Source organism: Calidifontibacter terrae (genome assembly GCF_054778835.1).
On the sequence record NZ_BAAGZF010000006.1, the window covers coordinates 120,469 to 146,386 of the forward strand.

The 25,918-nt window shown below is 67.1% G+C and carries 31 protein-coding genes; 9 read left to right on the forward strand and 22 right to left on the reverse strand.

Annotated elements, in window-relative coordinates; genetic code table 11:
• The first annotated feature begins 70 nt into the window (after window positions 1-70).
• Together ACYU98_RS08760 and ACYU98_RS08765 are read left to right on the forward strand one after the other, a co-directional pair.
• Window positions 71-2,557 (forward strand): DNA gyrase/topoisomerase IV subunit A, encoded by a 2,487-nt coding sequence (locus ACYU98_RS08760; RefSeq protein ID WP_460467824.1) that lies wholly within the window; start codon window positions 71-73, stop codon window positions 2,555-2,557.
• Window positions 2,554-3,477, forward strand: coding sequence for a sucrase ferredoxin (locus ACYU98_RS08765; protein ID WP_460467825.1), 924 nt, complete (start codon window positions 2,554-2,556; stop codon window positions 3,475-3,477). Before ACYU98_RS08760 ends, ACYU98_RS08765 begins: the two co-directional genes overlap by 4 nt.
• Here the strand turns inward: ACYU98_RS08765 and ACYU98_RS08770 are convergent.
• From ACYU98_RS08770 to dinB, 7 genes are all read right to left on the reverse strand, one after another.
• Window positions 3,450-3,971 carry a GNAT family N-acetyltransferase gene (locus tag ACYU98_RS08770; RefSeq protein WP_460467826.1) on the reverse strand — a complete coding sequence of 174 codons (522 nt, stop codon included), beginning with the start codon at window positions 3,969-3,971 and terminating at the stop codon, window positions 3,450-3,452. The genes ACYU98_RS08765 and ACYU98_RS08770 overlap by 28 nt on opposite strands.
• Window positions 3,968-4,330: a mycothiol transferase gene (locus ACYU98_RS08775; protein ID WP_460467827.1), complete on the reverse strand. Its 363-nt coding sequence runs from the start codon at window positions 4,328-4,330 to the stop codon at window positions 3,968-3,970. Before ACYU98_RS08775 ends, ACYU98_RS08770 begins: the two co-directional genes overlap by 4 nt.
• Before the next feature lie 11 nt (window positions 4,331-4,341).
• Entirely contained in the window at window positions 4,342-4,491 is a 150-nt protein-coding gene (locus ACYU98_RS08780) for a hypothetical protein (RefSeq protein WP_460467828.1), read from the reverse strand.
• Between the two features lie 67 nt (window positions 4,492-4,558).
• On the reverse strand, window positions 4,559-4,969 hold the full coding sequence (locus ACYU98_RS08785; RefSeq protein ID WP_460467829.1) for a hypothetical protein: 411 nt from the start codon (window positions 4,967-4,969) through the stop codon (window positions 4,559-4,561).
• Between the two features lie 10 nt (window positions 4,970-4,979).
• Window positions 4,980-5,609 carry a hypothetical protein gene (locus ACYU98_RS08790; RefSeq protein WP_460467830.1) on the reverse strand — a complete coding sequence of 210 codons (630 nt, stop codon included), beginning with the start codon at window positions 5,607-5,609 and terminating at the stop codon, window positions 4,980-4,982.
• A 54-nt stretch (window positions 5,610-5,663) separates the two neighbouring features.
• Window positions 5,664-6,239: an HhH-GPD-type base excision DNA repair protein gene (locus ACYU98_RS08795; RefSeq protein WP_460467831.1), complete on the reverse strand. Its 576-nt coding sequence runs from the start codon at window positions 6,237-6,239 to the stop codon at window positions 5,664-5,666.
• 65 nt (window positions 6,240-6,304) lie between these two features.
• The gene (gene dinB / locus ACYU98_RS08800; protein ID WP_460467832.1) at window positions 6,305-7,504 is read right to left on the reverse strand and encodes a DNA polymerase IV; all 1,200 of its coding nucleotides are present in this window, start codon (window positions 7,502-7,504) and stop codon (window positions 6,305-6,307) included.
• 55 nt (window positions 7,505-7,559) lie between these two features.
• Between dinB and ACYU98_RS08805 the strand changes: the two genes are divergently transcribed.
• Window positions 7,560-7,997, forward strand: coding sequence for a hypothetical protein (locus ACYU98_RS08805; RefSeq protein ID WP_460467833.1), 438 nt, complete (start codon window positions 7,560-7,562; stop codon window positions 7,995-7,997).
• Between the two features lie 3 nt (window positions 7,998-8,000).
• On the opposite strand, the gene ACYU98_RS08810 is transcribed toward ACYU98_RS08805, so the two are convergent.
• Complete coding sequence (locus tag ACYU98_RS08810) at window positions 8,001-10,109, reverse strand: DNA gyrase/topoisomerase IV subunit B (RefSeq protein ID WP_460468352.1); 2,109 nt, start codon at window positions 10,107-10,109, stop codon at window positions 8,001-8,003.
• A 241-nt stretch (window positions 10,110-10,350) separates the two neighbouring features.
• On the opposite strand from ACYU98_RS08810, the gene ACYU98_RS08815 reads away from it, so the two are divergent.
• On the forward strand, window positions 10,351-10,554 hold the full coding sequence (locus ACYU98_RS08815; RefSeq protein ID WP_460467834.1) for a DUF7455 domain-containing protein: 204 nt from the start codon (window positions 10,351-10,353) through the stop codon (window positions 10,552-10,554).
• Between the two features lie 85 nt (window positions 10,555-10,639).
• The gene (locus ACYU98_RS08820) at window positions 10,640-11,122 is read left to right on the forward strand and encodes a DUF456 domain-containing protein (RefSeq protein WP_460467835.1); all 483 of its coding nucleotides are present in this window, start codon (window positions 10,640-10,642) and stop codon (window positions 11,120-11,122) included.
• A gap of 23 nt (window positions 11,123-11,145) precedes the next feature.
• Here the strand turns inward: ACYU98_RS08820 and ACYU98_RS08825 are convergent, their stop codons facing one another.
• From ACYU98_RS08825 to metF, 3 genes are all read right to left on the reverse strand, one after another.
• Complete coding sequence (locus ACYU98_RS08825; RefSeq protein ID WP_460467836.1) at window positions 11,146-11,562, reverse strand: DUF3040 domain-containing protein; 417 nt, start codon at window positions 11,560-11,562, stop codon at window positions 11,146-11,148.
• 132 nt (window positions 11,563-11,694) lie between these two features.
• Window positions 11,695-12,156, reverse strand: coding sequence for an SAV_6107 family HEPN domain-containing protein (locus ACYU98_RS08830; RefSeq protein ID WP_460467837.1), 462 nt, complete (start codon window positions 12,154-12,156; stop codon window positions 11,695-11,697).
• Between the two features lie 87 nt (window positions 12,157-12,243).
• Window positions 12,244-13,149 (reverse strand): methylenetetrahydrofolate reductase [NAD(P)H], encoded by a 906-nt coding sequence (gene metF, locus ACYU98_RS08835; RefSeq protein ID WP_460467838.1) that lies wholly within the window; start codon window positions 13,147-13,149, stop codon window positions 12,244-12,246.
• A 68-nt stretch (window positions 13,150-13,217) separates the two neighbouring features.
• On the opposite strand from metF, the gene ACYU98_RS08840 reads away from it, so the two are divergent.
• A complete protein-coding gene (locus ACYU98_RS08840) occupies window positions 13,218-14,300 on the forward strand; it encodes a polyprenyl synthetase family protein (RefSeq protein WP_460467839.1) in 1,083 nt (360 codons plus the stop codon).
• Window position 14,301: 1 nt separating this feature from the next.
• Here the strand turns inward: ACYU98_RS08840 and ACYU98_RS08845 are convergent, their stop codons facing one another.
• On the reverse strand, window positions 14,302-14,661 hold the full coding sequence (locus tag ACYU98_RS08845; protein WP_460467840.1) for an Rv2175c family DNA-binding protein: 360 nt from the start codon (window positions 14,659-14,661) through the stop codon (window positions 14,302-14,304).
• A gap of 111 nt (window positions 14,662-14,772) precedes the next feature.
• Here ACYU98_RS08845 and pknB point away from each other — a divergent pair, with 111 nt between their 5' ends.
• Entirely contained in the window at window positions 14,773-16,686 is a 1,914-nt protein-coding gene (pknB, locus tag ACYU98_RS08850) for a Stk1 family PASTA domain-containing Ser/Thr kinase (RefSeq protein ID WP_460467841.1), read from the forward strand.
• A gap of 22 nt (window positions 16,687-16,708) precedes the next feature.
• Here the strand turns inward: pknB and ACYU98_RS08855 are convergent, their stop codons facing one another.
• Both ACYU98_RS08855 and ACYU98_RS08860 read right to left on the reverse strand, forming a co-directional pair.
• On the reverse strand, window positions 16,709-18,079 hold the full coding sequence (locus ACYU98_RS08855; protein WP_460467842.1) for a class II 3-deoxy-7-phosphoheptulonate synthase: 1,371 nt from the start codon (window positions 18,077-18,079) through the stop codon (window positions 16,709-16,711).
• A 56-nt stretch (window positions 18,080-18,135) separates the two neighbouring features.
• Entirely contained in the window at window positions 18,136-18,996 is an 861-nt protein-coding gene (locus ACYU98_RS08860) for a lysophospholipid acyltransferase family protein (RefSeq protein WP_460467843.1), read from the reverse strand.
• A 79-nt stretch (window positions 18,997-19,075) separates the two neighbouring features.
• Between ACYU98_RS08860 and ACYU98_RS08865 the strand changes: the two genes are divergently transcribed.
• Window positions 19,076-19,819, forward strand: coding sequence for an alpha/beta hydrolase (locus ACYU98_RS08865; RefSeq protein WP_460467844.1), 744 nt, complete (start codon window positions 19,076-19,078; stop codon window positions 19,817-19,819).
• Entirely contained in the window at window positions 19,816-20,244 is a 429-nt protein-coding gene (locus tag ACYU98_RS08870) for a hypothetical protein (RefSeq protein WP_460467845.1), read from the forward strand. Before ACYU98_RS08865 ends, ACYU98_RS08870 begins: the two co-directional genes overlap by 4 nt.
• On the opposite strand, the gene ACYU98_RS08875 is transcribed toward ACYU98_RS08870, so the two are convergent.
• Genes ACYU98_RS08875 through ACYU98_RS08910 form a run of 8 tightly spaced genes read right to left on the reverse strand, consistent with a single transcriptional unit; the run spans window position 20,245 to window position 25,820 of the window.
• Window positions 20,245-20,940, reverse strand: coding sequence for an endonuclease/exonuclease/phosphatase family protein (locus ACYU98_RS08875; protein WP_460467846.1), 696 nt, complete (start codon window positions 20,938-20,940; stop codon window positions 20,245-20,247).
• Window positions 20,937-21,911, reverse strand: coding sequence for an ROK family glucokinase (locus ACYU98_RS08880; protein ID WP_460467847.1), 975 nt, complete (start codon window positions 21,909-21,911; stop codon window positions 20,937-20,939). Before ACYU98_RS08880 ends, ACYU98_RS08875 begins: the two co-directional genes overlap by 4 nt.
• Complete coding sequence (locus tag ACYU98_RS08885; protein ID WP_460467848.1) at window positions 21,908-22,858, reverse strand: ROK family glucokinase; 951 nt, start codon at window positions 22,856-22,858, stop codon at window positions 21,908-21,910. Before ACYU98_RS08885 ends, ACYU98_RS08880 begins: the two co-directional genes overlap by 4 nt.
• Window positions 22,855-23,262, reverse strand: a complete 408-nt coding sequence (locus tag ACYU98_RS08890) for a hypothetical protein (RefSeq protein WP_460467849.1) — start codon at window positions 23,260-23,262, stop codon at window positions 22,855-22,857. Before ACYU98_RS08890 ends, ACYU98_RS08885 begins: the two co-directional genes overlap by 4 nt.
• Window positions 23,259-24,251 carry an ArsA family ATPase gene (locus ACYU98_RS08895; protein WP_460467850.1) on the reverse strand — a complete coding sequence of 331 codons (993 nt, stop codon included), beginning with the start codon at window positions 24,249-24,251 and terminating at the stop codon, window positions 23,259-23,261. Before ACYU98_RS08895 ends, ACYU98_RS08890 begins: the two co-directional genes overlap by 4 nt.
• The gene (locus tag ACYU98_RS08900) at window positions 24,251-24,697 is read right to left on the reverse strand and encodes an SRPBCC family protein (RefSeq protein ID WP_460467851.1); all 447 of its coding nucleotides are present in this window, start codon (window positions 24,695-24,697) and stop codon (window positions 24,251-24,253) included. Before ACYU98_RS08900 ends, ACYU98_RS08895 begins: the two co-directional genes overlap by 1 nt.
• A gap of 9 nt (window positions 24,698-24,706) precedes the next feature.
• Window positions 24,707-25,579, reverse strand: a complete 873-nt coding sequence (locus ACYU98_RS08905) for a M48 family metalloprotease (RefSeq protein ID WP_460467852.1) — start codon at window positions 25,577-25,579, stop codon at window positions 24,707-24,709.
• A gap of 10 nt (window positions 25,580-25,589) precedes the next feature.
• The gene (locus ACYU98_RS08910) at window positions 25,590-25,820 is read right to left on the reverse strand and encodes a hypothetical protein (RefSeq protein WP_460467853.1); all 231 of its coding nucleotides are present in this window, start codon (window positions 25,818-25,820) and stop codon (window positions 25,590-25,592) included.
• Between the last annotated feature and the right edge of the window lie 98 nt (window positions 25,821-25,918).

The following is a 25,918-nucleotide window of genomic DNA, read 5'->3' on the forward strand; positions in this document are numbered from 1 at the left end:
CAAGACTGGCAGGCACTGTCGTCGGTGACCGGCGGCGGATCGAACGTGCATGACCAGTGTCAGGAGACCCATGGCTCGCCGCCGCAAGGATGACCAACCGCTCGAACCCGACTTCGTCGAGAACATCATCGACATCGATGTCGAGGACGAAATGCAGGCGGCGTATCTCGAATACGCCTACTCGGTCATCTACTCCCGCGCCATTCCCGACGCCCGCGACGGCCTCAAGCCGGTGCAGCGCCGCATCCTCTACTCGATGGACGAGCTCGGGCTGCGCCCCGAACGCAACCACGTGAAGTGCAGCCGCGTCGTCGGCGAGGTGATGGGCAAGTACCACCCGCACGGCGACACCGCCATCTACGACGCCCTCGTACGACAGGCCCAGCCGTTCACCATGCGGCTCCCCTTGGTCGATGGCCACGGCAACTTCGGTTCGTTGGACCAAGGTCCGGCCGCCTCGCGATACACCGAGGCCCGGTTGGCATCGGCCGCCCTGCTGATGACCGCGTCGCTCAACGAGAACTCCGTCGACTTCGGGCCGAACTATGACGAGAGCGAACAGCAGCCTGAGGTCCTCCCGGCGGCTTTCCCGAACCTGCTGGTCAACGGCGCCAGCGGCATCGCGGTCGGCATGGCCACCAATATGCCGCCACACAACCTGACCGAGGTCGTCGGCGCCGCCCGTCACCTCATTACCCACCCGGACTGCTCGCTCGATGACCTGATGAAGTTTGTTCCGGGTCCCGATCTTCCGTGCGGTGGCCAGATCGTCGGCCTCGAAGGCATCCGCGACGCTTATCTCACCGGCCGCGGCACCTTCCGCACCCGCGCCACCTGCCGGATCGAGAACGTCACGCCCCGCAAGAAGGGCATCGTCGTGACCGAGCTGCCTTATCTGGTCGGTCCAGAAAAGGTGGTCGAGAAGATCAAGGACCTCCACCAGGCCAAGCGGTTGCAGGGCATTTCGGATGTGAAGGACCTGTCCGACCGCACCAACGGTCTGCAGTTGGTCATCGAGATCAAGAACGGCTTCAACCCCGAGGCCGTGCTGGAGCAGCTGTTCAAGCTGACCCCGATGGAGGAGTCCTTCGGCATCAATAACGTCGCCCTGGTCAACGGTCGCCCCCGGACTCTCGGCCTCAAGGAGATGTTGAAGGTCTACGTCGACTTCCGCATCGACGTCGTACGCCGGCGAACCCAGTTCCGCCTCGACAAGCGCAAGGACCGTCTCCACCTGGTCGACGGGCTGTTGATCGCGATCCTCGACATCGATGAGGTCATCCAGGTCATCCGCAGTTCCGACGACACCGCGACCGCGCGCGCTCGGTTGATGTCGGTTTTCGACTTGTCGGAGCCGCAAGCGAACTACATCCTGGATCTGCAGTTGCGCCGGTTGACCAAGTTCTCCCGGATCGAGTTGGAGCAAGAAGCCGAGCAGCTGCGCAAAGAGATCGAGGAGCTCGAGGCGATTCTCGCCGACGAGAAGGTGCTGCAGAAGCTGGTCTCCACCGAGCTCGCCGACGTCGCGAAGACCCATGGCGACGATCGCCGTACGGTGTTGCTCGAGTCTTCAGGAGCCCCCAAGACCGCGGCCGCGCCGCTGGAAGTGGCCGACGACCCCTGCTGGGTGCTGCTGTCATCAACCGGGTTGCTGGCTCGTACGACCACCGCAGATCCGTTGAGCGACAGCGGATCCCGGCGCAAGCACGACACGATCGTGTCAGCTATCCGCACCACCGCGCGCAGTGAGTTCGGCGTCGTGAGCTCCTCCGGCAAGGTCACCCGCCTGACCGCAATCGACCTGCCGACCCTGCCGCCCACTAACGACACTCCGACGTTGTCTGGTGGCGCCCCACTGGCTGCGTTCGTCGACCTCCCGGTCGGTGAGGCTGTTCTCTGCCTGATGAGCCTGGATCCCGAGAGCCCCGGGCTCGCCGTCGGCACCGCGAACGGCATCGTGAAGCGGGTCAACACCGATTACCCGACCAAACCGGCCTTCGAAATCATCACGCTCAAGGACGGCGACCGACTGGTCGGCGCGACCCCCTTGCGCACCGGCAACGAAGAGCTGACCTTCGTCACCAGCGACGCTGCGCTGCTGCATTTCGGCGCCGACAAGGTCCGCCCACAAGGACGCACCGGGGGCGGGATGGCTGGCATCAAGCTCGCCGCGAATGCCCAGGCGCTCTGGTTCGGCGCCATCGATCCCGAGGGTTCAGTGCTGGTCACCGTCGCCGGGGCATCCGGCACACTCCCGGGCACCGGCGGTGGGTCGATCAAGGTCACCGAGTTTGCGGCCTATCCAGGCAAGGGTCGTGCCACCGGCGGCGTACGGTGTCAGCGTTTCCTGCGCGGTGAGGACGAGTTGGTCTTCGCCTGGGCCGGCCCCGCGCCCGCGAAGGCCGCCACCGCGGCGGGAGTCGCGGTCGAACTGCCCGAGGCTGACTCGCGCCGCGACGGCAGCGGCGTCCCAGTGGCCGGCGCGATCGCCGCAGTGACCGGAGGACTGACCGCAGGACTGACCGGAGCAATCGTCGACGACGGGGCGAGCGAATGACGGCCGGGGCGGAGACCTGCTCCGGGCTCTGGGACGCGGCCAATTTGCCGGCCACCGGGTCTGCCTCGGTTGCTCGGTTTTGGGTTGCGCTCGAGCAGAACGGGCCGTGGGGTCATGACGCGATCGCGTCGTCACATCTGCCCGACGGCCTGGGCCCCGAACTGGCGAGCGCGATCTCCGCGGCTGGTGGTCGGCTGCTGTTGATCCGTCGGCCGGGACGCCACGACGACCACGATCCGACCGCGGCGCGCACCTGTTTCGTGGCTGGTGGCCCGGCCGAGGATCCGTGGTTGGTCGAGGGTGAGATCGATGACCCCTTCGAATTGCTGCGCGTCGACTGGCGAACACGGATCGACGAAGGCGCCGATTCCCTGACCGAGGTCCTGCCGCTGCTGGAGGAGACCCGCGATGCGGTGCTGCTCGTTTGCGCGAACAGCAAGCGCGACCAGTGCTGCGCCGTTCGCGGTCGGCCGGTGGCCGCTCATGCAAGCGCCGCCCGGCCCGGCCGGGTGTGGGAGTGCTCCCACACCGGTGGTCACCGCTTCGCCCCCACCGCTGTGTTGCTCCCCTCGGGACAGACGTATGCCCGGCTTTCCGAGGACACCGCGGTCGCTGCGTACGACGCGGAGCGCCGCCGGGAGGTGGCCGCCGCGTTGAACACCCTGCAGCACAACCGCGGCCGCAGTTGCCTGTCGCCGGCGGCGCAGGCCGCCGAGGCCGCCGTACGCGAGACCACCGGTGAGCTCGCGCTCGACGCATTCACGGTCGACGACGGTTCCGACGAGGTCGTGGCCGTACGACATCGCGACGGCCGTTGCTGGTCCGTACGGGTCGAGCGCCACACCGGTCCGGAGCTGAAGGACTCCTGCCTGAAGTCGCCGAAACCGGCGTCCTACTTCTCGGCGACCGTGGCCGACTGATCGTCCTGCAACGGCAGGTACATCACGTGCAGCCCGACCAGTCCATGGCTCGGACTGCGGAACGCCTCCGGCACCGTGCCGACGATCTCGAACCCGAGTGAGGTCCACAGCGCCACCGCCGCGCGGTTGCTCTCGACCACGGCGTTGAACTGGATGCCGCGGAAGCCTGCGTCGCGGTGCCACTGCACGACGTGTTCGCCCAACGCACGACCGACCCCGCGCCCGCGGGCGGCTGCCGACACCATGAAGCTGGCGGTGCCGATGTGTGAGCCGTTGCCAGGTCGGTTCGGCCCCATCTTCGCGCTGCCGAGAACCGCATCGCCATCGACCAGCGCGACCGTGCGCCCGGGCGGACGCTCCATCCACAGATCGTGTGCCTGCTGGGAGGTCAGACCGGGCGGGTAGGCATAGGTCTCCCCCGCCTGCACGATCTCCCGGAAGAACAGCCAGATCTGCTGCCAGTCGGCCTCGGTCGCCTCGCGGATGTCGGTCACTGACCCACCGACCCGTCGATCGATTCACGGATGAGGTCGGCGTGGCCGACGTGGCGGGCGTACTCCTCGATGAGGTGGGTCAGGATCCACCGCAGGCTCACCTGCTGGTGTCCGTTGCCGCGTCGTGCGACGGTGTCGAGGCCGGTGTCTGCGACGACCTCGGCCACGGCGCCGTCACTGGCTGCCTGCTGCTGGCGCAACAGCGTCGCGCGTTCGTCCGACGCCAGTTCTCGCGCCCATTCCCAGTCCCGATCCGGACGCTCCTCCCAGTCGGTTGCGGCGAAGACGGGCAGCGGGTCGTTGCCGAGCAGGACGTGGTTGATCCAGTAGTCCTCGACGTAGATCAGGTGGGTCGTCATCCCGGCGAGCGTCATGGTGCTCGGCGGGTGGTGCGGTGCAGTTCCGCGTCGCTGAGCCCCTCGGCCTTCCAGGCGAACAGGTCACGCTGGCGCTGCAGGAATCCGGCGAGTGTGGCGTAGTCGTCGCCCTGGGCCGGAGGTTCGACGCGGCTCGGTGTCATGGCAGCGACCGTACGGGACAGGCCGCCCAGCGGCCCACCGATTTCCGGCGGGTGAAGCCGAGCAAACTCAGGAGATCAGCCAGTGGGCCACCCCGGCGCACGCGCACGCCCAGAGCACGCTGACGAAGGTGCCGATGATGAATCGTTCGGCCACCGCCGGTCGGTCGCCGTTCTTGAGCTCCGGGTAGCGACCGAGCCCCTTGACCGCGAGGGCGATGGCAATTGCTTCCTTCCACCCCAGCAGGAGCCCGGAATAGACCGCGATCCGTTCCAGCGCGCCGATCCAAGCGCCGCCGCGCAGGGTCGAACCGGCTGCTTCGACCGGCCCACCCTCCGACGCTGGTGGTGGTGGTGAGGGTGGCGTTGGGGATCGGTCACCTCGATCGACGATCCGGAAGCAGAGCACGGTGATGAGTCCACCGCCAACCAGCGCCACGAGCGCGAAGGCGAGGACGATCAGCGCCGAACCCCATTTCATCTGCGTCACGCTATCCGGCAACACCGACAACATCGCCGGCCCGACGCGCGCGGTCGAGCAGGTCGATGGCCAACCGAATCCCGGCGACGCCTTCCGCGTACGAAGCACTGCGCAACCGCTGACTCACCGCAGAAGGGGTGATTCCGAGCTCCTGCGCGATCTGCTGCTGCTGACCGCCGCGCTCGGCGGCTGCGACGACTTCCCACCCCGCTCCGGTGCGGCGCCGCCAGATGACGGCCAGCAACCACAAGGCCGCCTGCGCTGGCTGCGCGGATGATCCGGGACCAATCACCCCTAGATCGCCGGGGGCGCCACGGGCGGCTGTGAGGGCAGCGCGCGCTCGTACGAACGCCGGTCCGGTCGCCGCGCGCACATCGCGCGGCGTAGGGGTTTCGACCTCGCCGATGCCGACCCCGATGCGCCAGTCCCCTGACCGGATCAGAACCTCGATCACCGCGATTGCCGCCTCCGAATCGGTGACCAGCCCCTGGATCTCGTCGCCAGCGGTGCGAGCGAACTCGCGGCCGCCTCGCCCGCGGGGTAGGGCGTTCACCTGGTCGAGCGCCGTCGGCACCTTGTCGCCATGACGGCGACTGCCGATCTGGTCGGCCGTGATCACCACACTGAAAACTTCAGGCATTTATCTAATTTATCAGAACTGAAGGCATTTGACTACATGTAGATCGCTGAAGGCTCAGTCCTGTGCGACCTTCGCCGCAGCCTTCGCCTGCTTCTTGAAATCGCGCACCTTCTGCAGGGACTCGCCGTCGACCACATCGGCCACCGAGCGGAACGAGCCGACCTCGGCGTAGGGCCCGATCGTCTCGCGCCACCCCTCCGGCTGCACGCCAAGTTGCTTGCCCACCAGCGAGGCGAAGATGCGCGCTTTCTGGTCGCCAAACCCGGGCAACGCCTTGAGCCGCTTCAGCAGCTCCTTCGTGTCCGGGGCGGTGGTCCAGATCCGCGAGGCGTCGCCGTCATAGTCGTCGACCACGACCTGCGCCAGCTGCTGCACCCGACCCGCCATCGACCGGCCGTAGCGGTGGATCGCCGGCGGCGTCGAGCAGAGGTCGGCGAACTTCTCGGGATCCTGCGCGACGATCACCTTGGGGTCGATCGTGTCCAACCGGTCGACAATCTTTGCCGGCCCGCGAAAGGCATGTTCCATTGGGAACTGCTGGTCCAGCAGCATCCCGACCAACAGCGCGAACGGGTCGGCCGACAACAACTCGTCGGCCGCGACATCCTGAGCAATCCGGATCTGGGGCATGAGTTCAGCCTACGACCCGCGCGGTCAACGATTCAGCGCCAGCACAATGCTCGCCGCGCCAACTGCTACCCATCCGGCAACAAAGGCACCGAAATCCCCTCCCTCTTCCCGACGAGCGCCCCACGCCGCAGCGCACTCGAGCCGAATTTGTCTCGTACGTCGTCGACCACCCCGTCGAGAGCCCCGGACTGCTCGGGATCAAACGGCAGCATCAACTGCTGCACGCCGGTTGCGTCGAGACCACCGATGGTCAGTCCGAGCAGAGTGATCCCCCGATCGGCGATCAGCGGACGCAGCCCAAGCAACAGATCCCGAGCGATGCGCACGACGGTTTCGGTCGAGGTGGTCGGTCGCGGCAGAGTCCGCGACCGGGTCACGGGAACGTAATCGCCGAACCGCACCCGGATGGTGACCGTCGCCCCCGGCCGTCCACCGTCGCGCAATCGGCCCATCACGCGCTCGACGATGGCGAGCAGGATCTCGTCGAGCTCGGCATCACTACGTGGCCGGCCACCCAGGGCCCGCTGCGACCCGATCGAGTGACGACGGCGCCCGACCACTACCGGCCGCGGATCACGCAGATTCGCCAGCGCCCAGAGATGCTGGCCGGCAGCCCGCCCGAGACTGCCGCGCAACACCGACTCATCGGCATCGGCGAGCTGACCGATCGTGACAATTCCCTTGGCGTGCAACCGTTCTGCCGTCTTTGGACCGACCCCCCACAGCCGCTCGATCGGCAGCGGGTGAAGGAACTGTTCCTCGCCGTCATGGGGCACCGACAACAACCCGTCGGGCTTGGCCACCTGGCTGGCGACCTTCGCCAAATACTTCGTCCGGGCGATTCCGACGGAGATCGGCAGCCCGACCTCCGCCGCCACCCGGCGACGCAGAATCGCCGCAACCTGAGTCGGCGGCCCAACCAACCGGCGCAGCCCGCCGACATCCAAGAACGCCTCATCGATCGAGACCCCTTCGACGTTGGGCGTGATGTCGCGGAAGATCTCAAACACCGCCCGACTGGCCGTGGAGTAGACCTCCGCCCGCATAGGCACCACGATCAAGTCTGGACACAGCTGTCGCGCCAACCGCTCGTTCATCGCCCCCCGTACGCCAAACGCACGGGCTTCGTACGAGGCGCTGAGGATGATCCCGCCTCCCACCGCCATCGGCCGGTTGCGCAGGCGCGGGTCATCGCGCCGCTCGACCGAGGCATAAAAGCTGTCGAGATCGGCGTGCAGCATGGGACCCTCACCGGACACGAACATATGTTCGCATCACGCACCGACAACACGCCAGAGCCGGGCTGACTACGGTGTGAACATGAGCAACGACGACGACTTCGGCAGCCAGGACCTGGATCCCCAGGAACGCCGAGACGCGCAGACCTACCTGGACGACCCGAGCGACTCTGACAACGAGCCCTGGTCGCCGCCGGATCGTCAACCGCGCGGAGCCGAATACGCCGACGTCAATCACGAAACGCTCGAGCAGCGAATCGCCCAGGAGCAGCCGGAACAAGGCTCGGACCAGGACGATCGCGACGACTCGTATCTCGGTGGAGACGATCCGGACGCTGTTCCGGCCGAGGAGGACTTCCTCGGCGACCCGGATGAAGCCGACGACGATCAGCCGAATCCGAACCGGTCGCGCTCAGCGGAGCAGAGCGCGATGCACATCATCGCCGACCGCCAACGCTTCCCGGAAGAGGAAGACGTCAACGGCGACACCGATGAGGACTACGACGAGAACGACGACTGACCCTCAGGCGTCGATCCGCTCCATGTCCAGCGCGGCCGCACTATCGACGATGAAGTCCTTGCGCGGCGCAACGTCTGAACCCATCAACAGGTCGAAGGTGCGCTCGGCAACCTCGGCGTCGCGCAGGGTGACGCGGCGCAGGGTGCGGTGTCGCGGGTCCATCGTGGTCTCGGCGAGCTGGTCGGCATCCATCTCCCCCAGCCCCTTATAACGCTGCGGTTGCTTGATGTTGCGGCCACGCCGGTTGAGGTCGGCCATCACCTTGCGCATCTCCTGCTCGGAGTAGGTGTAGATCACCTCGCCCTTGGCCCGGCCGGCAGCGACAGTCTCGATGCGGTGCAGCGGTGGGACGGCCGCGTAGACCTTCCCAGCCGCCACCAGCGGTCGCATGTAGCGGAAGAACAGGGTCAGCAGGAGGGTGCGGATGTGGGCCCCGTCGACGTCGGCGTCGGTCATCAGAATGACCTTGCCGTAGCGAGCGAGGTCGACATCGAATGAGCGGCCAGAGCCGGCCCCGACGACCTGGATGATCGCGGCGCACTCTGCGTTCTTGAGCATGTCGCCGACCGACGCCTTCTGCACGTTCAGGATCTTTCCCCGGATCGGCAACAGCGCCTGATATTCCGAGTTGCGCGCGGCCATGCCTGTTCCGAGAGCCGAATCGCCCTCGACGATGAACAGCTCGCTGCGCTCGTTGTCGGTGGACCGGCAGTCCTTGAGCTTGCCCGGCAGTGAGGAGGACTCCAGCGCGGTCTTGCGACGCTGAGTCTCCTTGTGGAGCCGGGCCGAGATGCGCGACTTCATCTCCGAGACGACCTTCTCCAGCACCAGCGCGGACTGGTTCTTCAAGTCCCGCTTGGACGAGGTGAGGTTCTCGTTGAGCTCCTGCTCGACAACCTTGGCGACGATCTGTCGGACGGCGGAGGTGCCGAGCACCTCCTTGGTCTGACCCTCGAACTGTGGCTCGGCCAGCCGTACGGTGACGACTGCCGTCATCCCCGCGAGGATGTCGTCCTTATCGACCTTGTCGTTGCCGACCTTGAGTCGGCGAGCATTCACCTCGAGCTGCTTGCGGAACACCTTGAGGATCGCCTGCTCGAAACCGGTCAGATGGGTTCCGCCCTTGGGGGTCGCGATGATGTTGACGAAGCTGCGGATCTTCGTGTCATAGCCAGTTCCCCACCGCAGCGCGACATCGACACTGCAGGTGCGTTCGACGTCGGTCGGGGTCATGTGGCCTTGGGCGTCGAGCACCGGCACGGTCTCGGTGAAGGTGCCCTCCCCCTGTAACCGCCACACATCGGTGACCGCCGGGTCCGCCGCGAGGAATTCGGTGAACTCACTGATCCCACCGTCGTGCAGGAAGATCTCGTCGTGGGGGCCGTTCTCGCCGGGGGTGCCCGGCAGCCCGCGCTCGTCGCGGATCGCGAGCGCCAGACCGGGAATGAGGAACGAGGTCTGTCGCGCCCGCTCGACGAGGCCGTCGTAGTCGAAGCCGGCATCCTTCAGAAAGACCTGGTGGTCGGCCCAATAGCGGATCCGACAACCGGTTGCGCCCCGCTTGGCCTTGCCGACGACCGCGAGTTCGCTGCCAATTTCGAACGGAGTGAAGGTCGCGTCGGGACCGTCGCCGGCGAAGATGCCCGGCTCGCCCCGCCGGAAACTCATGCCGTAGGTCTTGCCGCCGCGATCGACCTCGACGTCGAGTCGGCTCGACAGAGCGTTGACCACCGAGGCGCCCACGCCGTGGAGGCCACCGGAAGCGGTATAGGAGCCGCCACCGAACTTGCCGCCGGCGTGGAGTTTGGTGAACACCACTTCAACTCCGGACAGGCCGGTGCGCGGTTCGATATCGACCGGGATGCCGCGACCCTGGTCGCAGACTTTCACCGAACCATCGGCGAACAGAGTGACCTCGATCCGGTCACCGTGGCCACCGAGCGCCTCGTCGACCGCGTTGTCGATGATCTCCCACAGACAGTGCATGAGACCACGACTGTCGGTGGACCCGATGTACATCCCGGGACGTTTACGGACCGCTTCCAGGCCCTCGAGCACCTGGAGATGGCGCGCGGTGTAGTCGGATGCGGTGGACGTGCTGCGGGGGACCACGAAGCTGAACTCCTTCGGAATGACGGGCTCAACCAGCCTAAGTCGCGGCACCGACAACCAGCGGGAGGCGGGGCCGTGGTGAACGCCACGCAACAAATCAGCCACGCGGGAATCCTTCGGGGTGCTTGGATGTTGTTTCATCAGACGGCGATGGAACAGACCACACGGCCGGCTCCGTCGCACTGATGAGCCTCCGCCTTGGAGGCATCGACGCATCCGCGTCCGACGAAAGGATGGACCCATGGCAACCGCTCTCGCACCGACGTTGACCGCTGCCGACCGCTGTGACCGCTGCGGCGCGCAGGCATTCATTCGGGCCCGTCTTGCTGGTGGATCCGAATTGCTCTTCTGCGCCCACCACGGCCGTAGCCACCTCGACAAGCTTCGGGAGGTAGCTGAGGAGGTCGTCGACGAGTCCGACCGCCTCACCCCTACTCAGGACTGATCTGCCCCGCACCTCCCCCGTACCTCGAATCGCCCACTCGGTCCACCGAGTGGGCGATTCGGCGTACGGGGACTAGTTTGGCGCCGTGGAACCCGTCACCGTTCTGGCCGGCGCGATGATCGTCGTCGGCATCCTCGGCCTCATCCTGCCCATCCTGCCCGGCCTCCTGCTGGCCGAGGCAGGAGTTTTGGTGTGGGCCTCGCACCAAGGATCAACCACCGCGTGGGTGATCTTCGCCATCACCGTCGTCATCGCCCTGGTCGGCTGGTTCCTGCAATACAAGCTGCCCAACCGCACCATGCGCGCCGCGGGAATCCCGGCCTGGTCACGACTGGCCGGAATCGCGCTGGCGATCGTCGGGTTCTTTGTCGTGCCGTTTGTCGGGTTGTTCATTGGTTTCGTCCTCGGCGTCTATCTGGCCGAACACGTGCGGCTGCGCAATCCGGCCGCCGCATGGACATCAACGAAAATCGCCGTACGCGCGGTGCTGTCCAGCATCGGGATCGAGCTGGCTGCCGCGGTGATCGTGTCGCTGGTCTGGGTCGGCGGCCTGCTGCTCACTCGCTGAGATCGGATTGAGAGCGGGTCGAGTCACCACTGGTCGTGGCGCCGGCGCTCCCAGCGTTCCTCGAGTCGCTGCATGAAGCTGCCCGAGGTACGCGAGTCGTTCAGACCCGAGCGGGATCGGCCGGTGCGCTGATGCGGGCGAACGGTTCCATCGCCCTGAACCGCTCCGAGCGTCGCGGTTTCCTTTGGTTGGCTGTTAAACGCCCAGGCCGCGACCGCGACCATCATCACGAAGCCGAGCACTCCCAACCAGATGAGGTTGTTCATCACCCCGACCACTGTGACACCCAACCCGACAAGCATCCCGAGGGCAGCGGCGATCAGCCGGAAGCGTCGCGGATGAAGGCCCGCCCGCATCGATGACGCGAACTTTGGGTCCTCAGCGCGCAGCGCCTCCTCCATCTGATCGAGCATGCGCTGCTCGTGCTCCGACAGCGGCACGGCGGACCTCCCAAGAACAATGCCGGTCGCGCGCCCATGCGCACAGACCTCTTCCTATCGAGGATAGGTCGCCTTGTCGCGGCGTGGTAGGGCGGAGTCAGTAAACGACCCGAGCAATCTGCACTGGATCGGTCACGAGGGCCGGAACTGGGGCGCGACCACCGCGTCCAGCACGGGTCCGATCGGCAATCCGAGCACGCGAAGCACCAGACCGAGGAATGTTTCGGCCTGCCGAATCAGGTCATCGGCGTCTCGCGTGGTCGGGAACGCACTGCCCCGATCATGCAGTTGAACCCGCCGTGCGGTGTCGGCGAAGAACAGCGCCCACTCCCCCAGTTCCGGGCACACCACCGCGAGAACTTCCCACACCGGACGCGGCCGCGAGCGCGCCGATCGGGTCGAACGCGCAGCAAGCACAGCCGCGGCGGCGCGAACGGCGCCCAGCTGGGCGGTGCGGTAGCGCTCGATCAAGTCGCTTTGATGGCAGGCCTCCAGCAGGCAGGCGCGCGAGCGGTCGACCAGGTCGAGAACTCCGCCCGCGACGGCAACCGGCGGCGCGGGGAAGGCGGGAGAACGATGGGCTGCGGCAGACATGACGGCTCCTTCGGTCGACTCACATTCGAACATGTTTTCGAATGTGAGTCCACCGTATGACCACCCACCGACAACCTCAGTCGACCGTCAGCCGACGAGGTTCTGATGCACCTCGAGCGTCGCCGTCGACCGGTTCATCGTGATGAAGTGGATGCCAGGGGCACCCTCGGCGATCAATCGTTGAGCGTGCTCGGTGCAGATCTGCACACCCACCGAACGCACGGCGTCCTTGTCCTCCTTGACTGCCTCGATCCGGCGTACGACCTCCGGCGCCAGCGGCTGCCCGTTGAGCTCGGTCATCCGTTGCAACTGTCCGTAGGCGGTGACTGGCATCAACCCGGGAAGGATCGGTAGTTCCCGACCCGATGCAGCGACCAGGTCGCGCAGCCGCAAATAAGATTCGACGTCGGTCACCATCTGAGTAATGGCGAACGTCGCACCGGCATCGGCCTTGCGCACCAGCACTCGGGCGTCATCAGCAATGCTTTCCGACTCCGGGTGCTTGTCCGGGAATGCGGCCACGCCGACGGTGAAATCACCGAGAGTGCCGATCAAACCCACCAGTTCCTCGGCGTGGTCCAGCCCTTCGGGATGCGGGGTCCAGGTTGCGCCAAGCCCGCCGGCCGGATCCCCGCGCAGGGCGAGAATGTTGCGGATGCCGGCACCGGCGTACGCCCCGACAACTTGGCGCAGTTCGGTCACCGAGGACCCGACACACGTGAGGTGGGCCATCGTGGTCAGGGTCGTTTCGTGTTCGATCCGACCCGTCACCCGCACCGTACGGTCTCGCGTCGAACCGCCGGCGCCATAGGTCACCGAGACGAACGAGGGTCGGATCCGCTCGATCCGGCGGATCGAGTCCCAGAGGACCGCCTCCGCGGTGTCGTCACGCGGGGGGAAGAACTCGAAACTGAACGCTGTGTCGGCGGAAGCAAGGAGTTCTGGAATGCTGGGGTTCTGACGACCTGTTGGACGATCGTTCGGGGCGGACATGCGCCGCACCATAGCGAGGACGATCACCAACCCGGACATCCGTCCACGCACCGACCGGAAGGGGCCCTGTGAGCCTGTCACCCACCCTGGACGACCTGCGCTCGCAGGTCCAGGACGTGTTGGACGACGCACACCGCCGTCACCGCAGCGACCTCGAACCGGTCGGCCCGGAGACCGAGTCGATCCTCACCCCCGTCGAAGACCTCCTCAGCGGCGGCAAACGACTGCGCGCCGCGTTCTGTTATTGGGGCTACCGCGCCAGCGGTGGCGCCCACTCGGGCGCGATCGTGCGGGTCGCGACCGCAATGGAGATGTTCCAGGCGGCCGCGCTGCTGCATGACGACGTGATGGACCGCAGCGACACCCGCCGCGGGATGCCGACTGCACACCGCCGACTGGCGCAACTTCACCGCGACCACGGCTGGGACGGCGACTCCGACCGATTCGGTGAGGCCGCGGCCATCCTGGCTGGCGACCTCTGCCTGAACTGGACAGACGAGCTCTACAGCACCAGTGGCCTGCCGCAGGATGAGCTCACGCGCGGACGCGAGACCTTCGATCTGATGCGCACCCAGCTGATGGGTGGGCAGTATCTCGACGTCCTGGAATCAGTGCGCCCGTGGACGAACGCCACGACCGACGAAAGAATCCAGCGGGCCCGCACCGTCATCCGGTTCAAGAGCGCGAAATATTCGGTCGAACAACCGCTACTGATCGGCGCGACCGCCCACGGAATCGGGGCCAGGCCCCTCGAGGCGCTGTCGGCGTACGGACTTGCGCTGGGTGAGGCGTTCCAGTTGCGCGACGACCTGCTGGGCGTCTTCGGTGACCCGCAGGCCACCGGCAAACCGGCCGGCGACGACCTGCGCGAAGGCAAACGTACGGTGCTGATGGCCCTGGCACTGGACCGCAGCAACGACGCCGACCTGGCCACGTTCGAGGAGCTGTTCGCCCGGCCCGACCTGGATCAGGCGGGTGTCGACACGCTGCGCGCGTGGTGCGAGCGCACCGGCGCCGTCGAGCGTACGGAGGAGATGATCGACTCCCTCAGCCGCGAAGCCGAGGACGCGCTTGATGCGTCCGGCCTCAGCGGCGACGGAGCGGAGATGCTGCGCGGCCTGATCGGGATCACCGTCGCGCGGACAACCTGACTCAGAAGGCCAGTTCGCTGGCCCTCTTGCGGATCTCTGCCTTGCGCCCCAGCTGCAGCATGGTGATCGGGGATCCCTCGACCGGCAGGGTCTCGTCGGGGGTGAACAGCCAGCGCAACGCTTCCTCGGCGGTCATCCGAGCATCGCGCAGCACCGTGACCGTTCCCTGCAGGGAAGGCAGCATCTCGCCGTCCCTGACAAAGGCGGCCGGCACAGCGATGGCTTCGTTGACGCCGATGCGTGCGCTCAGCACCTCACCGTCGGAGATCATCCGCCGTGCGGTGCGATGGGTCAGGCCGAGCGCGTCGGCGAATTCGGGCACAGACAGCCAGGCACCCACGAGCGTTTCCAGATCGTTCACGGCACCAGCTTGGCATGCCGCCCGTCGTAGCGCAGATGGGGCCGTCCCCACGCCGGGCCGACATCCGCTCAGGTCCACGGAAACACAGAGAAGGACTCTTAGACTTTGCGAGTGAGTGCCAGCAGTGAAGCCTCGATCGTCGGGCGGGTGATCGACGGTCGCTACCGTGTCGTGCGCCACCTCGCCGACGGCGGAATGGGGTCGGTCTTCGTCGCTCTCGACGAGCGGCTCGACCGGGAGATCGCGCTCAAGGTGATGCGGGCAGATCTCACCCACGACGAGGCGTTCGTCGCCCGATTCCGGCGCGAGGCACGCTCCGCGGCCCGACTCGACCACCCCAACGTCGTGGCGGTCACCGATCAGGGGTCCGACGCCCACTACGCCTTCCTGGCCATGGAGTTGGTCAATGGACACACCCTGCGCCAGGTGATCCGAGCGCGAGCCCCGATGCCGGCCGAGGACGCGTTGTCCCTCATGGACCCGATCCTGGAAGGGCTCGCAGCTGCTCACCGCGCCGGCCTGGTCCACCGCGACGTGAAACCCGAGAACGTCCTGATCCGCGATGACGGTGTCGTGAAGGTCACCGACTTCGGGCTGGCCAGGGCGGTCACGACCAGCACCCTCACCGGCGACAGCGACATCCTGCTCGGCACCGCGAGCTACCTCTCCCCCGAACAGGTCGAGTTCGGAACAGCCGATGCCCGAACCGATGTCTACGCGGCCGGCCTGTTGCTCTTCGAACTGCTCACCGGCCAGAAGGCTTTCCCCGGTGACTCCCCCATTCACGTCGCCTACCAGCACGTCCACGGACGAGTCCCGGTCCCCTCCGAGGAGGTCGACGGGGTGCCGCCCGAGGTCGACGCACTGGTCGCCGACGCCACCGCCAAGGATCCCGACGATCGTCCGGCAAACGCGGCAGACCTGCTGATCGCTCTGCGCTCGACCAGTCGCGCTCTCGGCCACCCGGTCATTACCAAACCGGTTGCGGCCCTGAACGAGGCCGAAGCGGCGCGGCCGGCCGGTCGCCGCCCAACAAGTCGCCGCCCGAGCAGGGCGACCGATGGCTCCCACACCACCCAGATCGGGTCGACGACCGACCCGTTGGTCGGCCACGCCCCCTCCGCTCCCGATGGTCGACGCCGTTGGTCCCGGCTGCTGGTGCTAGCCGCGGTCCTACTACTGGTGTGCGCCGGTGGCGGTGGGTGGCTGTTCACCGGCGGGCCGCTCGGCTCCACCACCGTTCCGACCGTACGCGGCAGCCAGCAGGGCGCCGCGCTGCGCCGGATCAACTCGGCGGACCTGCATGCCAAGGTCAAGCAAACCTTCAGCGAGACGGTTCCCTCGGGTCAGGTCATCTCAACCGCGCCCACCGGCGGCGCCAGCACCCGCAAGAACTCGACGATCACCCTGACGGTCTCCAAGGGGCCGGAGCGCTACACCGTGCCCGCCGTTCTGCGCAGCCCGCTGGCGGCGGCCAAGACCAAGATCACCAGCAATTCCATGCGGGTAGGAACCGTCACCCAGGCGTACGACGAGTCGATCCCGACCGGATCAGTGGTGTCGACCACCCCGGCCGTCGGCGCATCGGTGAAGAAGAACAGCCCGGTCGCGATCGTGGTCAGCAAGGGCAAGCAGCCGGTGCCACTGCCCGACGTCAGCGGCAAGAGCGAGGCCGACGCGACCAGCACCCTCAACGGGCTGGGGCTCACGGTGAACACTGCTCCCGAGCAGTTCAGCGACACCGTGGCGGCCGGCTCGGTCATCTCCACCACGCCGCCCACGGGCACCGTCCTGCACAAGGGCGACTCGGTCACCGTGATCGTGTCGAAGGGACCCGAGATGGTGATGGTCCCCAACGTGGTCGACCTGAAGTCGGGCGCCGCGAAGAGCAAGCTCGAGGCTCTGGGCTTCACCGTGAAGTTCGACCGCTTCTTCGGCGGCGTCTTCGACACCGTACGAGGCCAGAGCCTGAAGTCCGGGACAAGCGTCCGCAAGGGGTCGACGATCACCTTGTCGATCGTCTGACCCCCCACTGGGTCCGGCGGCGTCAGGCGCCGGCGCGCTTGGCCAGCATCTCGGCCACCACGAACGCCAACTCCAGGCTCTGCTGGTGGTTCAACCGCGGATCGCAAGCTGTCTCGTAACGCTTCTCGAGGTCGGCGTCGAGAATCTTCTCCGACCCACCCAGGCACTCGGTGACGTCGTTGCCGGTCAGTTCGACGTGGACCCCACCGGGAACGGTGCCCAGCGCCTGGTGAACCTCGAAGAAGCCTTGGACCTCATCGACGATCTGGTCGAACTCGCGCGTCTTGTAACCAGACGGGCTCTCGAAGGTGTTGCCGTGCATCGGGTCACAGACCCAGACAACCTTCGCGCCCGATTCGGTCACCCGCTGCACCAGGCTCGGCAGCTTCTCCCGAACGGTCCCGGCACCCATCCGGGTGATGAAAGTCAGTCGGCCGGGCGTGCGCTGCGGGTCGAGGCGATCGATCATCCGCAGCACCTCGTCGGGGTCAACCGTCGGGCCGAGCTTGACGCCGATCGGGTTGTGGATGCGCGATACAAAATCGATGTGCGCGTCGTCCAGGTTCCGGGTGCGCTCTCCGACCCACACGAAGTGGCCGGAGACGGCGTAGGGATTCCCAGTGCGGGAGTCGATGCGGGTCAACGGCTTCTCGTAATCCAGCAACAGCGCTTCGTGGGAGGCGAAGAACTCGACCGTACGCATCGCGTCGAAGTCAGCGCCACAGGCCGCCATGAACTTCATCGCGCGATCGATGTCGCGAGCGGTCGATTCGTAGCGGGCGTAGGCCGCGTTGGCGATGAACCCGCGGTTCCACTCATGCACGTGGCGCAGGTCGGCGAAACCACCGGTGGTGAAGGCCCGAACGAGGTTCAGCGTCGAGGCGCTGACGTGGTAGGCCTGCAGCAGCCGGTCCGGGTTGGGGGTCCGCGCGTCCTGGGTGAACGCGAAATCGTTCACCATGTCGCCGCGGTAGGCCGGCAGCGTGACGTCGCCGCGGGTCTCGGTGTCGTTCGAGCGGGGCTTGGCGTACTGACCGGCGATCCGACCCAACTTCACCACCGGGGTGCTGGCGCCATAGGTCAACACAGCCGCCATCTGCAGGATGGTCTTGATCCGGTCCCGAATGTTGGTCGCAGTCGCGGACGTGAACATCTCGGCGCAGTCGCCGCCCTGCAGGACGAACGCGTCGCCGTTAGCGGCAGCCGCGAGACGATCGCGCAGCACGTCACACTCGCCGGCGAACACCAGCGGCGGCAGCGCCGCCAACTTCCCGCGTACGGATTCCACGGCTTGCGCGTCCGGCCAGGTCGGCTGCTGGCGGGCAACCAGATCCGGCCACTGAACGGCGTCGTCGGGTTCGGTGGTCGCGGAGGTCAAGTCGGTCGTACTCACCCGGTCAGACTACGGCGCGGGTCGTTGCCCCTCGCGACCTGCCCGGGTGGCGGACGTCAGGTCGTCGGCGCGACGTCGTCGGTTGAATCCACCGTCTCGACAGCGGATTCGGCAGCGGTGTCGTCACTCGGGTCGATGGTGGGCTCGACCTCGTCACCGGCCCGGCGCACCTTGGCGCCAATCGCGTGGGCAGCGCCGCTGGCACCAGCCACCGCTGCGCCACCGATCTCTTTGGCCCTCGCCGTGATCCGATCCTTAACGGTCGAGGCGTAGACGTCGACGTATTCCTGACCGGACAGAAGCATCAGTTCGTACATGATCTCGTCGGTGATGCTGCGCAGCACAAACCGGTCGTCCTGCATCCCGTCGTAGCGGGAGAAGTCCAGCGGTTTGCCGATCCGGATGCCGATTCGCATGATCGTCGGGATCGTCTGACCCGTGGGCTGCGCCTTGTCGGTGTCGACCATCACCACCGGAACAACGGGAACCTTCGCCTCCAGGGCGAGGCGGGCGACGCCGGTCTTGCCCTTGTAGAGGCGGCCATCGGGCGAACGCGTGCCCTCGGGGTAGATCCCGAAAAACTCGCCCTTGCGCAACACACTCAGGCCCGATTCCAGCGCACCGCTGGAGGCCGATCCGCCTGACCGGTCGATCGGAATCTGCCCGACACCGCGGAAGAACGCGGCCGTCAGACGGCCCTTGATGCCGGTGCCGGTGAAGTAGTCGGCCTTTGCCACGAAGGTCATCCGCCGCGGAAGGACCAACGGCAGGAAGAACGAGTCGGAGAACGAGAGGTGGTTGCTGGCGAAGATCGCCGCACCTTCCTCCGGGATGTTCTTCTCCCCATCAACCCAGGGGCGGAAAAGGAGCATCAGCACCGGGCCGATGAGAACCTTTTTCAAGAACCAGTAGAGCACTGCGCCTCCAAGTCGTTGCCTGCCCGTGAACAATAACGCCCAGGCCGACACCCGTCGGCACATAAGCGAAGATGGAGCCATGAACATCCGCGACGGTGCCACACCGTACGCCCACGACGGTGGGCCGGTCGGAGTCCTGCTGGTCCATGGATTCACCGGCTCCCCCGCATCGGTGCGTCCCCTGGGCCGGCGTCTTGCCGACGCCGGGCACTCGGTGCGTGCGCCGCGACTGCCCGGCCACGGCACCCAATGGACCGACCTGGAGCGCACCCGCTGGCAGGACTGGTACGCCGAGGTTGAGACCGCGTACGAAGAACTCGCCGAACGCTGCACCCACGTCGTGGTGGTCGGTCTCTCGACGGGCGGCGCCCTGGTCTCCCTGCTGGCGCAACGGCGCCCTGAGGTCGCCGGCCTAGTCGTGATCAACCCGGTCTTGCGGATGCATCGGGCTGCGCTGGCTCTCCTGCCCGTCGCGCGGCGGGTGCGCCGATCGGCGCCGGGGCTGCCGTTCGATGTGAAGAAGACCGGCGTGGAGTCGACCTCCGATGATCGGATGTCGTTGAAGGCGTTGCATTCGCAGGTTCAGATGTGGCACCACGTCACCCGTGACCTGCCGCAGATCACTCAGCCGGTGCTGCTGTTCCGCTCGAAGGTCGACCACGTCGTTCCTGCGTCCGGCGCCGACCTGTTCCGCAGCCGTATTTCCAGCAGTGACTTAACCGAGACGTTGTTGGAGAACAGCTACCACGTGGCCACGCTCGATAACGACGCCCCGTTGATCGAGCAACAGACCTTGGAGTTCGTGGAGCGGGTGACCCGATGACAGGCCAAGAGCCCAACGACGACCAGCCGGAGTTCGACCGCCGGTTCGAGGAGCTCACCAGCGACTGGCATTCCGAGGAGGCCGAACGGCAGAGCCCGCAGCCTGCCGCGCCGCCGGTCATGCCGGTGATCCCCGCCCAGTGGCGAGCGACCGACCGGCCCAGCTTCCTGGAAGACCACGACCCAGGGTTCACTCCCCCGCCGCCCGCGCCGCTGCCGAAAGACGAGATGTTCTGGGTGACGATCGGGGCCCTGGTGGTCGGCCCGCTGTGGCTGCTCTATCTGTTCTTCTTCGACCGCTACACATCAGGCTTCTGGTGGGCCGTTGCTGCGGGCGTGTTCTTCGCTGGTGTGCTGCTGCTGGTGTTCCGACAGCCGGCGAACCGGGACGATCAAGACCCCGACGACGACGGCGCGAGGCTCTGATCAGATCAGTAACGAGCTGACGTCGAGGTCGACGGTCACCGGCAGGTGATCGGTCGCGCGCGCGAGTAGCGCCGCATCCAACGGGACGTCGGGGGTTCTGGCCGGCAGAGTCGGCGACGCGAAGAGTCCGTCGATCCGCTTGACCGGAACCGTCGAGGGGAAGGTGAAGGAGTCGTGGCTGACTTCATGCAGCGTTTGGCCGAAAAGTGTCCACAAATCGTGGCCGGGAGTCTCGTTCAAGTCACCACCGATCACCGCCGGAATGAGGTCCGGCTGTAGCGCGGTCACGAACGCCGCACCACCGGCCTTGCGGTCAACCTGACGCAACGACATGTGCAGGCTCGCCGCGTGGATCGGTCGATGCCCCGGCAGGCTCACCGTGGCCAGGCAGTAACCGCGCGGCTCATCACCCTTGCGCACCGGCAAGTTGCGATGCACACAGTCATGCACGTTCAACCGCAACGACGTCAGCAAGGTGGTGCTCATCCACCCGCGGCGGCCATCGCTCCAAGTCATCCCGACCTTCTCGGCAAACGAGGCAATCCGGTGTCCGGACATCGGGTGCCGCGGCGCCTCTTGCATCAGCAGGACGTCCGGCGCGAGCGTACGGACGATCTGCGCGAGCGAGTCGTTGTCGTCTTTGAAAGCACGAACGTTGTACGTCGTCACTCGGATCAACTGACCACGACCTGTCATGCGCCAACGACCTCCGTACGAGCCAGGTCGGCGGCGCCGACCAGGCCCGCCTCATTCCCCAATTCGGCGCCGACGATGCGCGCCTCCGGGCGATAACCACGCCCGGCGAGGTGGCGGCGGAACGCGCTACGCGCAGGGTCGAGCAGCATCGGCCCAGCCGCGCTCACGCCACCGCCGATGACGAAAGCGCCGGGGTCGAACGCGTTGGCCAGGTTGGCCAGACCGACGCCCAACCAGTTGCCGATCTCCGTAAGAAGTTCGGCCGCGATCTGGTCGCCGCCCTGCGCGGCCTCGGTGATCATCGGGCCGGTGAGGCGCGAGGGATCACCGTCGACGTGGGCCGCGAGGTCGGCCGCGATCGGGGAGTTGGCGGCGATCATCGACCGCGCCTCGCGCACGAGGGCGTTCCCACTGGCGTACTGCTCCCAGCAGCCGCGGTTGCCGCATTCACAGCGATGCCCGTCGGGCACCACCTGCATGTGTCCGAACTCGCCGGCAATTCCGAAGCGGCCGCGGTGCATCTCGCCGTTGGTCAGAACAGCGCCGCCAATGCCGGTGCCGAGATTGACCATGACCAGGTGGGTCTCGCCGCGCGCGGCGCCGAATCGCCACTCGGCCCAACACGATGCGTTCGCGTCGTTGTCGACGAACACCGGAATGTCGATCCGCCGGCGCAACGCTTCTCGCAGCGGTTCGTGCCGCCAGGACAGGTGGGGCGCGAAGACGACGGTCGCCCGGTCCGACGACACGAAACCCGCTGCGCCGATGCCAATCGCGACCGGTTCGGTTTCCGCCACGGCCAACAGTTCGTTGACGGTGTCGACAATGACGTCCTCGACGACGTGTGGCGCGGTCGAGCGGTGCGGGGTGTCGCGTCGCGCCCGGTGGATCACCTGACCGTTGCCGTCAACGACGCCGCCAGCGACTTTGGTGCCGCCGATGTCGATCCCGATCGCCAGTTCACCGCTCACGAAGCGCGCTCCACCGCGAGCGCCGCGGCACCCACCATCCCGGCGTCGTTGCCGAGCCTGGCGATGTCGAAGGTCGCCAACGGGTGATGGCCGCGACCGGGTAACTGACGGCCGAACGCCGAACGGATCGGTTCGAGCAACAGATCCCCCGCATCAGCAACTCCGCCGCCGATGACGAAGCGAGCCGGGTCGAGCACAGCGGCCAACGAGGCCGCGCCTTCGCCGATCCACCGGCCCAGTTCTGCCAGCAGTTCGATCGAGGCGGGATCACCCTCCTGTGCGGCAGCGGTCACATCGCTGCCCTGCAACTTCTTCGGCTTGCCATCACACCGCTGCGAGAGAGCCGCGGCGTGGGGCGAGCCGCTGGCCACGACCGCGCGCGCTTCCCGAATCAGCGCGCTGCCGCTGGCGTAGCTCTCCCAGCAACCCCGGTTCCCGCAACCACAGCGAATGCCGTCAGGCACGACCCGGAGGTGGCCGATCTCGGCGGCAACGCCGTACGTTCCGCGAAACAGGTTGCCGCCCAGGATGATTCCGCCACCAACGCCTGTGCCAATGGTGATCATGACCATGTCGTCGACGTCGTGTCCGGCGCCGTGCAGGAATTCGCCGTACGCCGCGGCATTCGCGTCGTTCTCAATCACCACCGGTGCCTTGATCACGGCCTGGATTCGGTTCTTCAGCGGCTCGTCGCGCCAGGCAAGGTTGGGCGCGAACAGCACCGTGGTGCCCTCGCTGTCGACGTAGCCGGCGCTCGCGACACCGATCGCCGGAGCATCGCCACCGTCGCACAGTTCGTTGACCAGGTCGGCAACACCCTCGACGATCGCCGCAGGGTCCTGAGCGGGAGTCTGGCGACGCGCCCGGCGCAGGATTTTGCCCGTGTCATCGACCAGGCCGCCGGCGATCTTGGTGCCGCCGATGTCGATCCCGATGCTCGCACTCACGACCGTTCTCCTTCGTCGTCGACCCCGAAGGCACTCTCGTCCTTGGGCACGTGTTGGCGCTCCGGTTCCCGATCGTCGCGCGCCGGAGCCGTCTCGTCGTGAGCGGCGCGCCGATCCTCCGCGATCACCTTCAGCGATCCGGCGACCATCGCGACCAAGTCGGCGATCCGGTCGACCAGGTCGGGGCTGAGCGATTCAACCACCGCACCCACCCGGCAGACCGGACACACGCGGCAGACCCGAGGCACCGGATTGCAGGCGCAGGCCGCAGGTTCGTCGGTATGGGCAGCGGAGGCGGCGTCGCCTGCCCCGGCGGCCCACGCACCCAGTGACTCCATCAGTCGGCGGGCTTCGTCCTCCACCGACGGGGTTTCGGTGTTACGGCGGTCCTGCGAGTCGGTCACGGTCTGGCTTTCTGCGTCGGGGTGAATGCGACCTCAAGCATGCCCTGCCGAACCCGGGTGCCGTGGGCCGTGTGCCGCGCGAGCAGCGACGGCAGGTTGAACAAGCGCCGCGAGGCTCCCACGCGCACCATCAGCGAGTCGCCGATTCGGTCGACTTCAACCTCATCGATCTCGTTGAACGGCAACGGAACTCGCCAAATCACCCGCGGATCCTTGGGGCCACCCGAGAGCACAGGTTGCCGGGGCGGATCGGCCAATATCGGCAGTAATGTCGCGTCGAGCTCGGTGACGACTGGGACGGTGTACGCCCGCAGTCGGTCGCGCAACGCCTCACCTGGCACGCCATGGACGGCGCCGAGTCGCCCGGATCCGAGGACCACAGCACGGGCAACCGCCCGGGTGCGGTCGTCCGCGCGGGTATCACCGGAGTGGATCACCACCGACGGTGCATCCCCGATCAGGGCCGCGAGCCGATCGACGCGCGCGGCGACCGCACGGGCGGACTCAGCCATTCGGGGCCCACCGAGACCGGCGAGGCCGAGAGCGCCGAGCGGGCGCGCCGAACGCAGCCAGCCGGGGTTGAGCCCCTGCGCGCGGGACGCGGCGCCAGCCAACGTTCGTACGGTGACGTGCAGCGACCGCAGGGCGCTGCCCACGTCGACCACCACATGGTCGAGGACCCCAGCATCCACCTGGTCGGTCAGCGCCCAGATTGCACCGGCGATCCCGCCGGAGGTCAGTTCATCCAGCGCGGGGATCAGCCCGTCAACGCCATAAGCCCGGGAAAGGTCGTGCAGCTCGCTTGGGGCCGATGGCTCCGGTCGCAGGACAACACAACCGGGGCCGGTGCGGGTGCTGGCGCCGAATTCGGGGTCTCCACCGGCAACCCCCACGCTCGCTCCGGTCGCGGCCAGGGCATCGGCGAGGCGGGCGGCGGCGGTGGAACTTCCTGCTCCGCCGGGACCGCCGACGAGGATGACAGCGGTCATCAGCCTTCGGCGCGCGCCTTCAGCCCCTGCAGGGCGGTGTCGATGATGGTGCGTTCAGCCTTGCGCCGCAGCGCGCCGATCAGCGGGAGCTTGACGTCGACCCTCAGCGTGTAGGTGACCTCGGTGACGTCCTCGCCGGCAGCCTCGAGACGGTAGACACCGTCGAGCGCCTTCAGCAGGTCGGAGCGCACCAGGTTCCAGCGCACTTCACCGGTGCCCTCCTGCGTGATGTCCCAGTCGTAGGCCAACACGTAGGTGTCGCGAATCGGTGAGGCATCGAGCATGAACTCGACCTGTTCGGCCCAACCAAGTTTGTCCTCGGACAGAACGGTGGCCCGCTTCACCTGCTCGGCCCACTCGGGGTAGACCTCGAAGTCGGCGATGATGTCGAGAACGGTCGCGGGGTCAGCGGCGATCGTTACGGAAGCAGTAGTGCTGTCGGCCATGCGGTCAGCCTAGTGGGCGGCCGAAGCCGCGGGGGTTGGCACTGCAGCGACCCTCGTCACCTTCTGCAGCCAGGCGTCGAAGGGCCGAGCGAGCGAGGCATCAGATCCGTACGCCGTTCGCATTCGGGCGGCGGCGCCGCCGTGGGCGGCAATGCTTGCCTCGATCTCGGTGACCAAGCGCGGCAGACCGCCGCGGCTCTGCAGAAACGCACACCACGCCAGCGCGTCCTGGTAGGCCGCCCGGAAACTGCCACCGGTCGCGGCGAACTCGCTGTCTGCCGGTGGGCCGGTCGGGGCTTGGCCGGTGCGCACTCGAGCCAGCAACGACGGGGCGTAGGCGGGCAACGTCAGCCCCGAACCACGCCAGGCGCTGAACTCGGCCGAGCCCTCGAGCAGCCACCGTGGCGAATCTGCCGGGAGGCCTAACCGGGAGTGGGTCAGTTCGTGGGCCAACACCGCCTGGACGCCGGCGGGCGTCAGCGTCTTCAGCGCCGGCAGGCTGATGAGAACGACCCTGTCGGGGCGGGTGGTGGCTGCCACCTGCTCGCTGGAACCGCCGCCCAGACGAACGAATTGATCGTGAGTCGCAACGGCGACAACCTGCGCGCGGCCGCCCGCCGCCCACAGTGAACCCGGACCCCAGAGTGTTCGCACCGTCGAGCAGGCGCGTTCTGCAGCGTCGGCGACCGACGCCATTTCGGCGGCAGCGAGGTCACCGGTGACCCGCACCGAGGAGCGCGCGATGTCAGTCCATCCGGGTGCATTCCCGGCTGCGCCTCGTCGATCGGCGCTGCCACATCCGCCGATCGCGATGAGCGCGCCGGCGAGCAGAGACCGTCGGCCGATCCGCGCCGCGAGTCGGCGAGCTGTCGGATCGGTCACCCCCTCATTGTCACCCGACCGACCGCAGCCTCGGATCGACCTCTAGTTCCACCTCGTCGATGGCCGCGGGGTGAATCAGGCCGTGAGCGGCAAAGATCTCCAGCGCGGACCGTTCGGCCGGTTGCAACCGGCCGAGAGTCTGCTCGGGTGGATCGGTATACCGGATCGGGCCGAGGTGGACGACCATGCAGTCGCCGCAGCGCGTCCCACGCACCGGGCAGGTGTCGCAGTCGATGAGCACGAGTTCCTCCTTCAGGGAATGGATCCTGCTGATGGGCGAGACGCTAGGGGCGACCACCGACAGCCTTCGCGGATGCGGCGCGCCGGGACGCGCTGTCG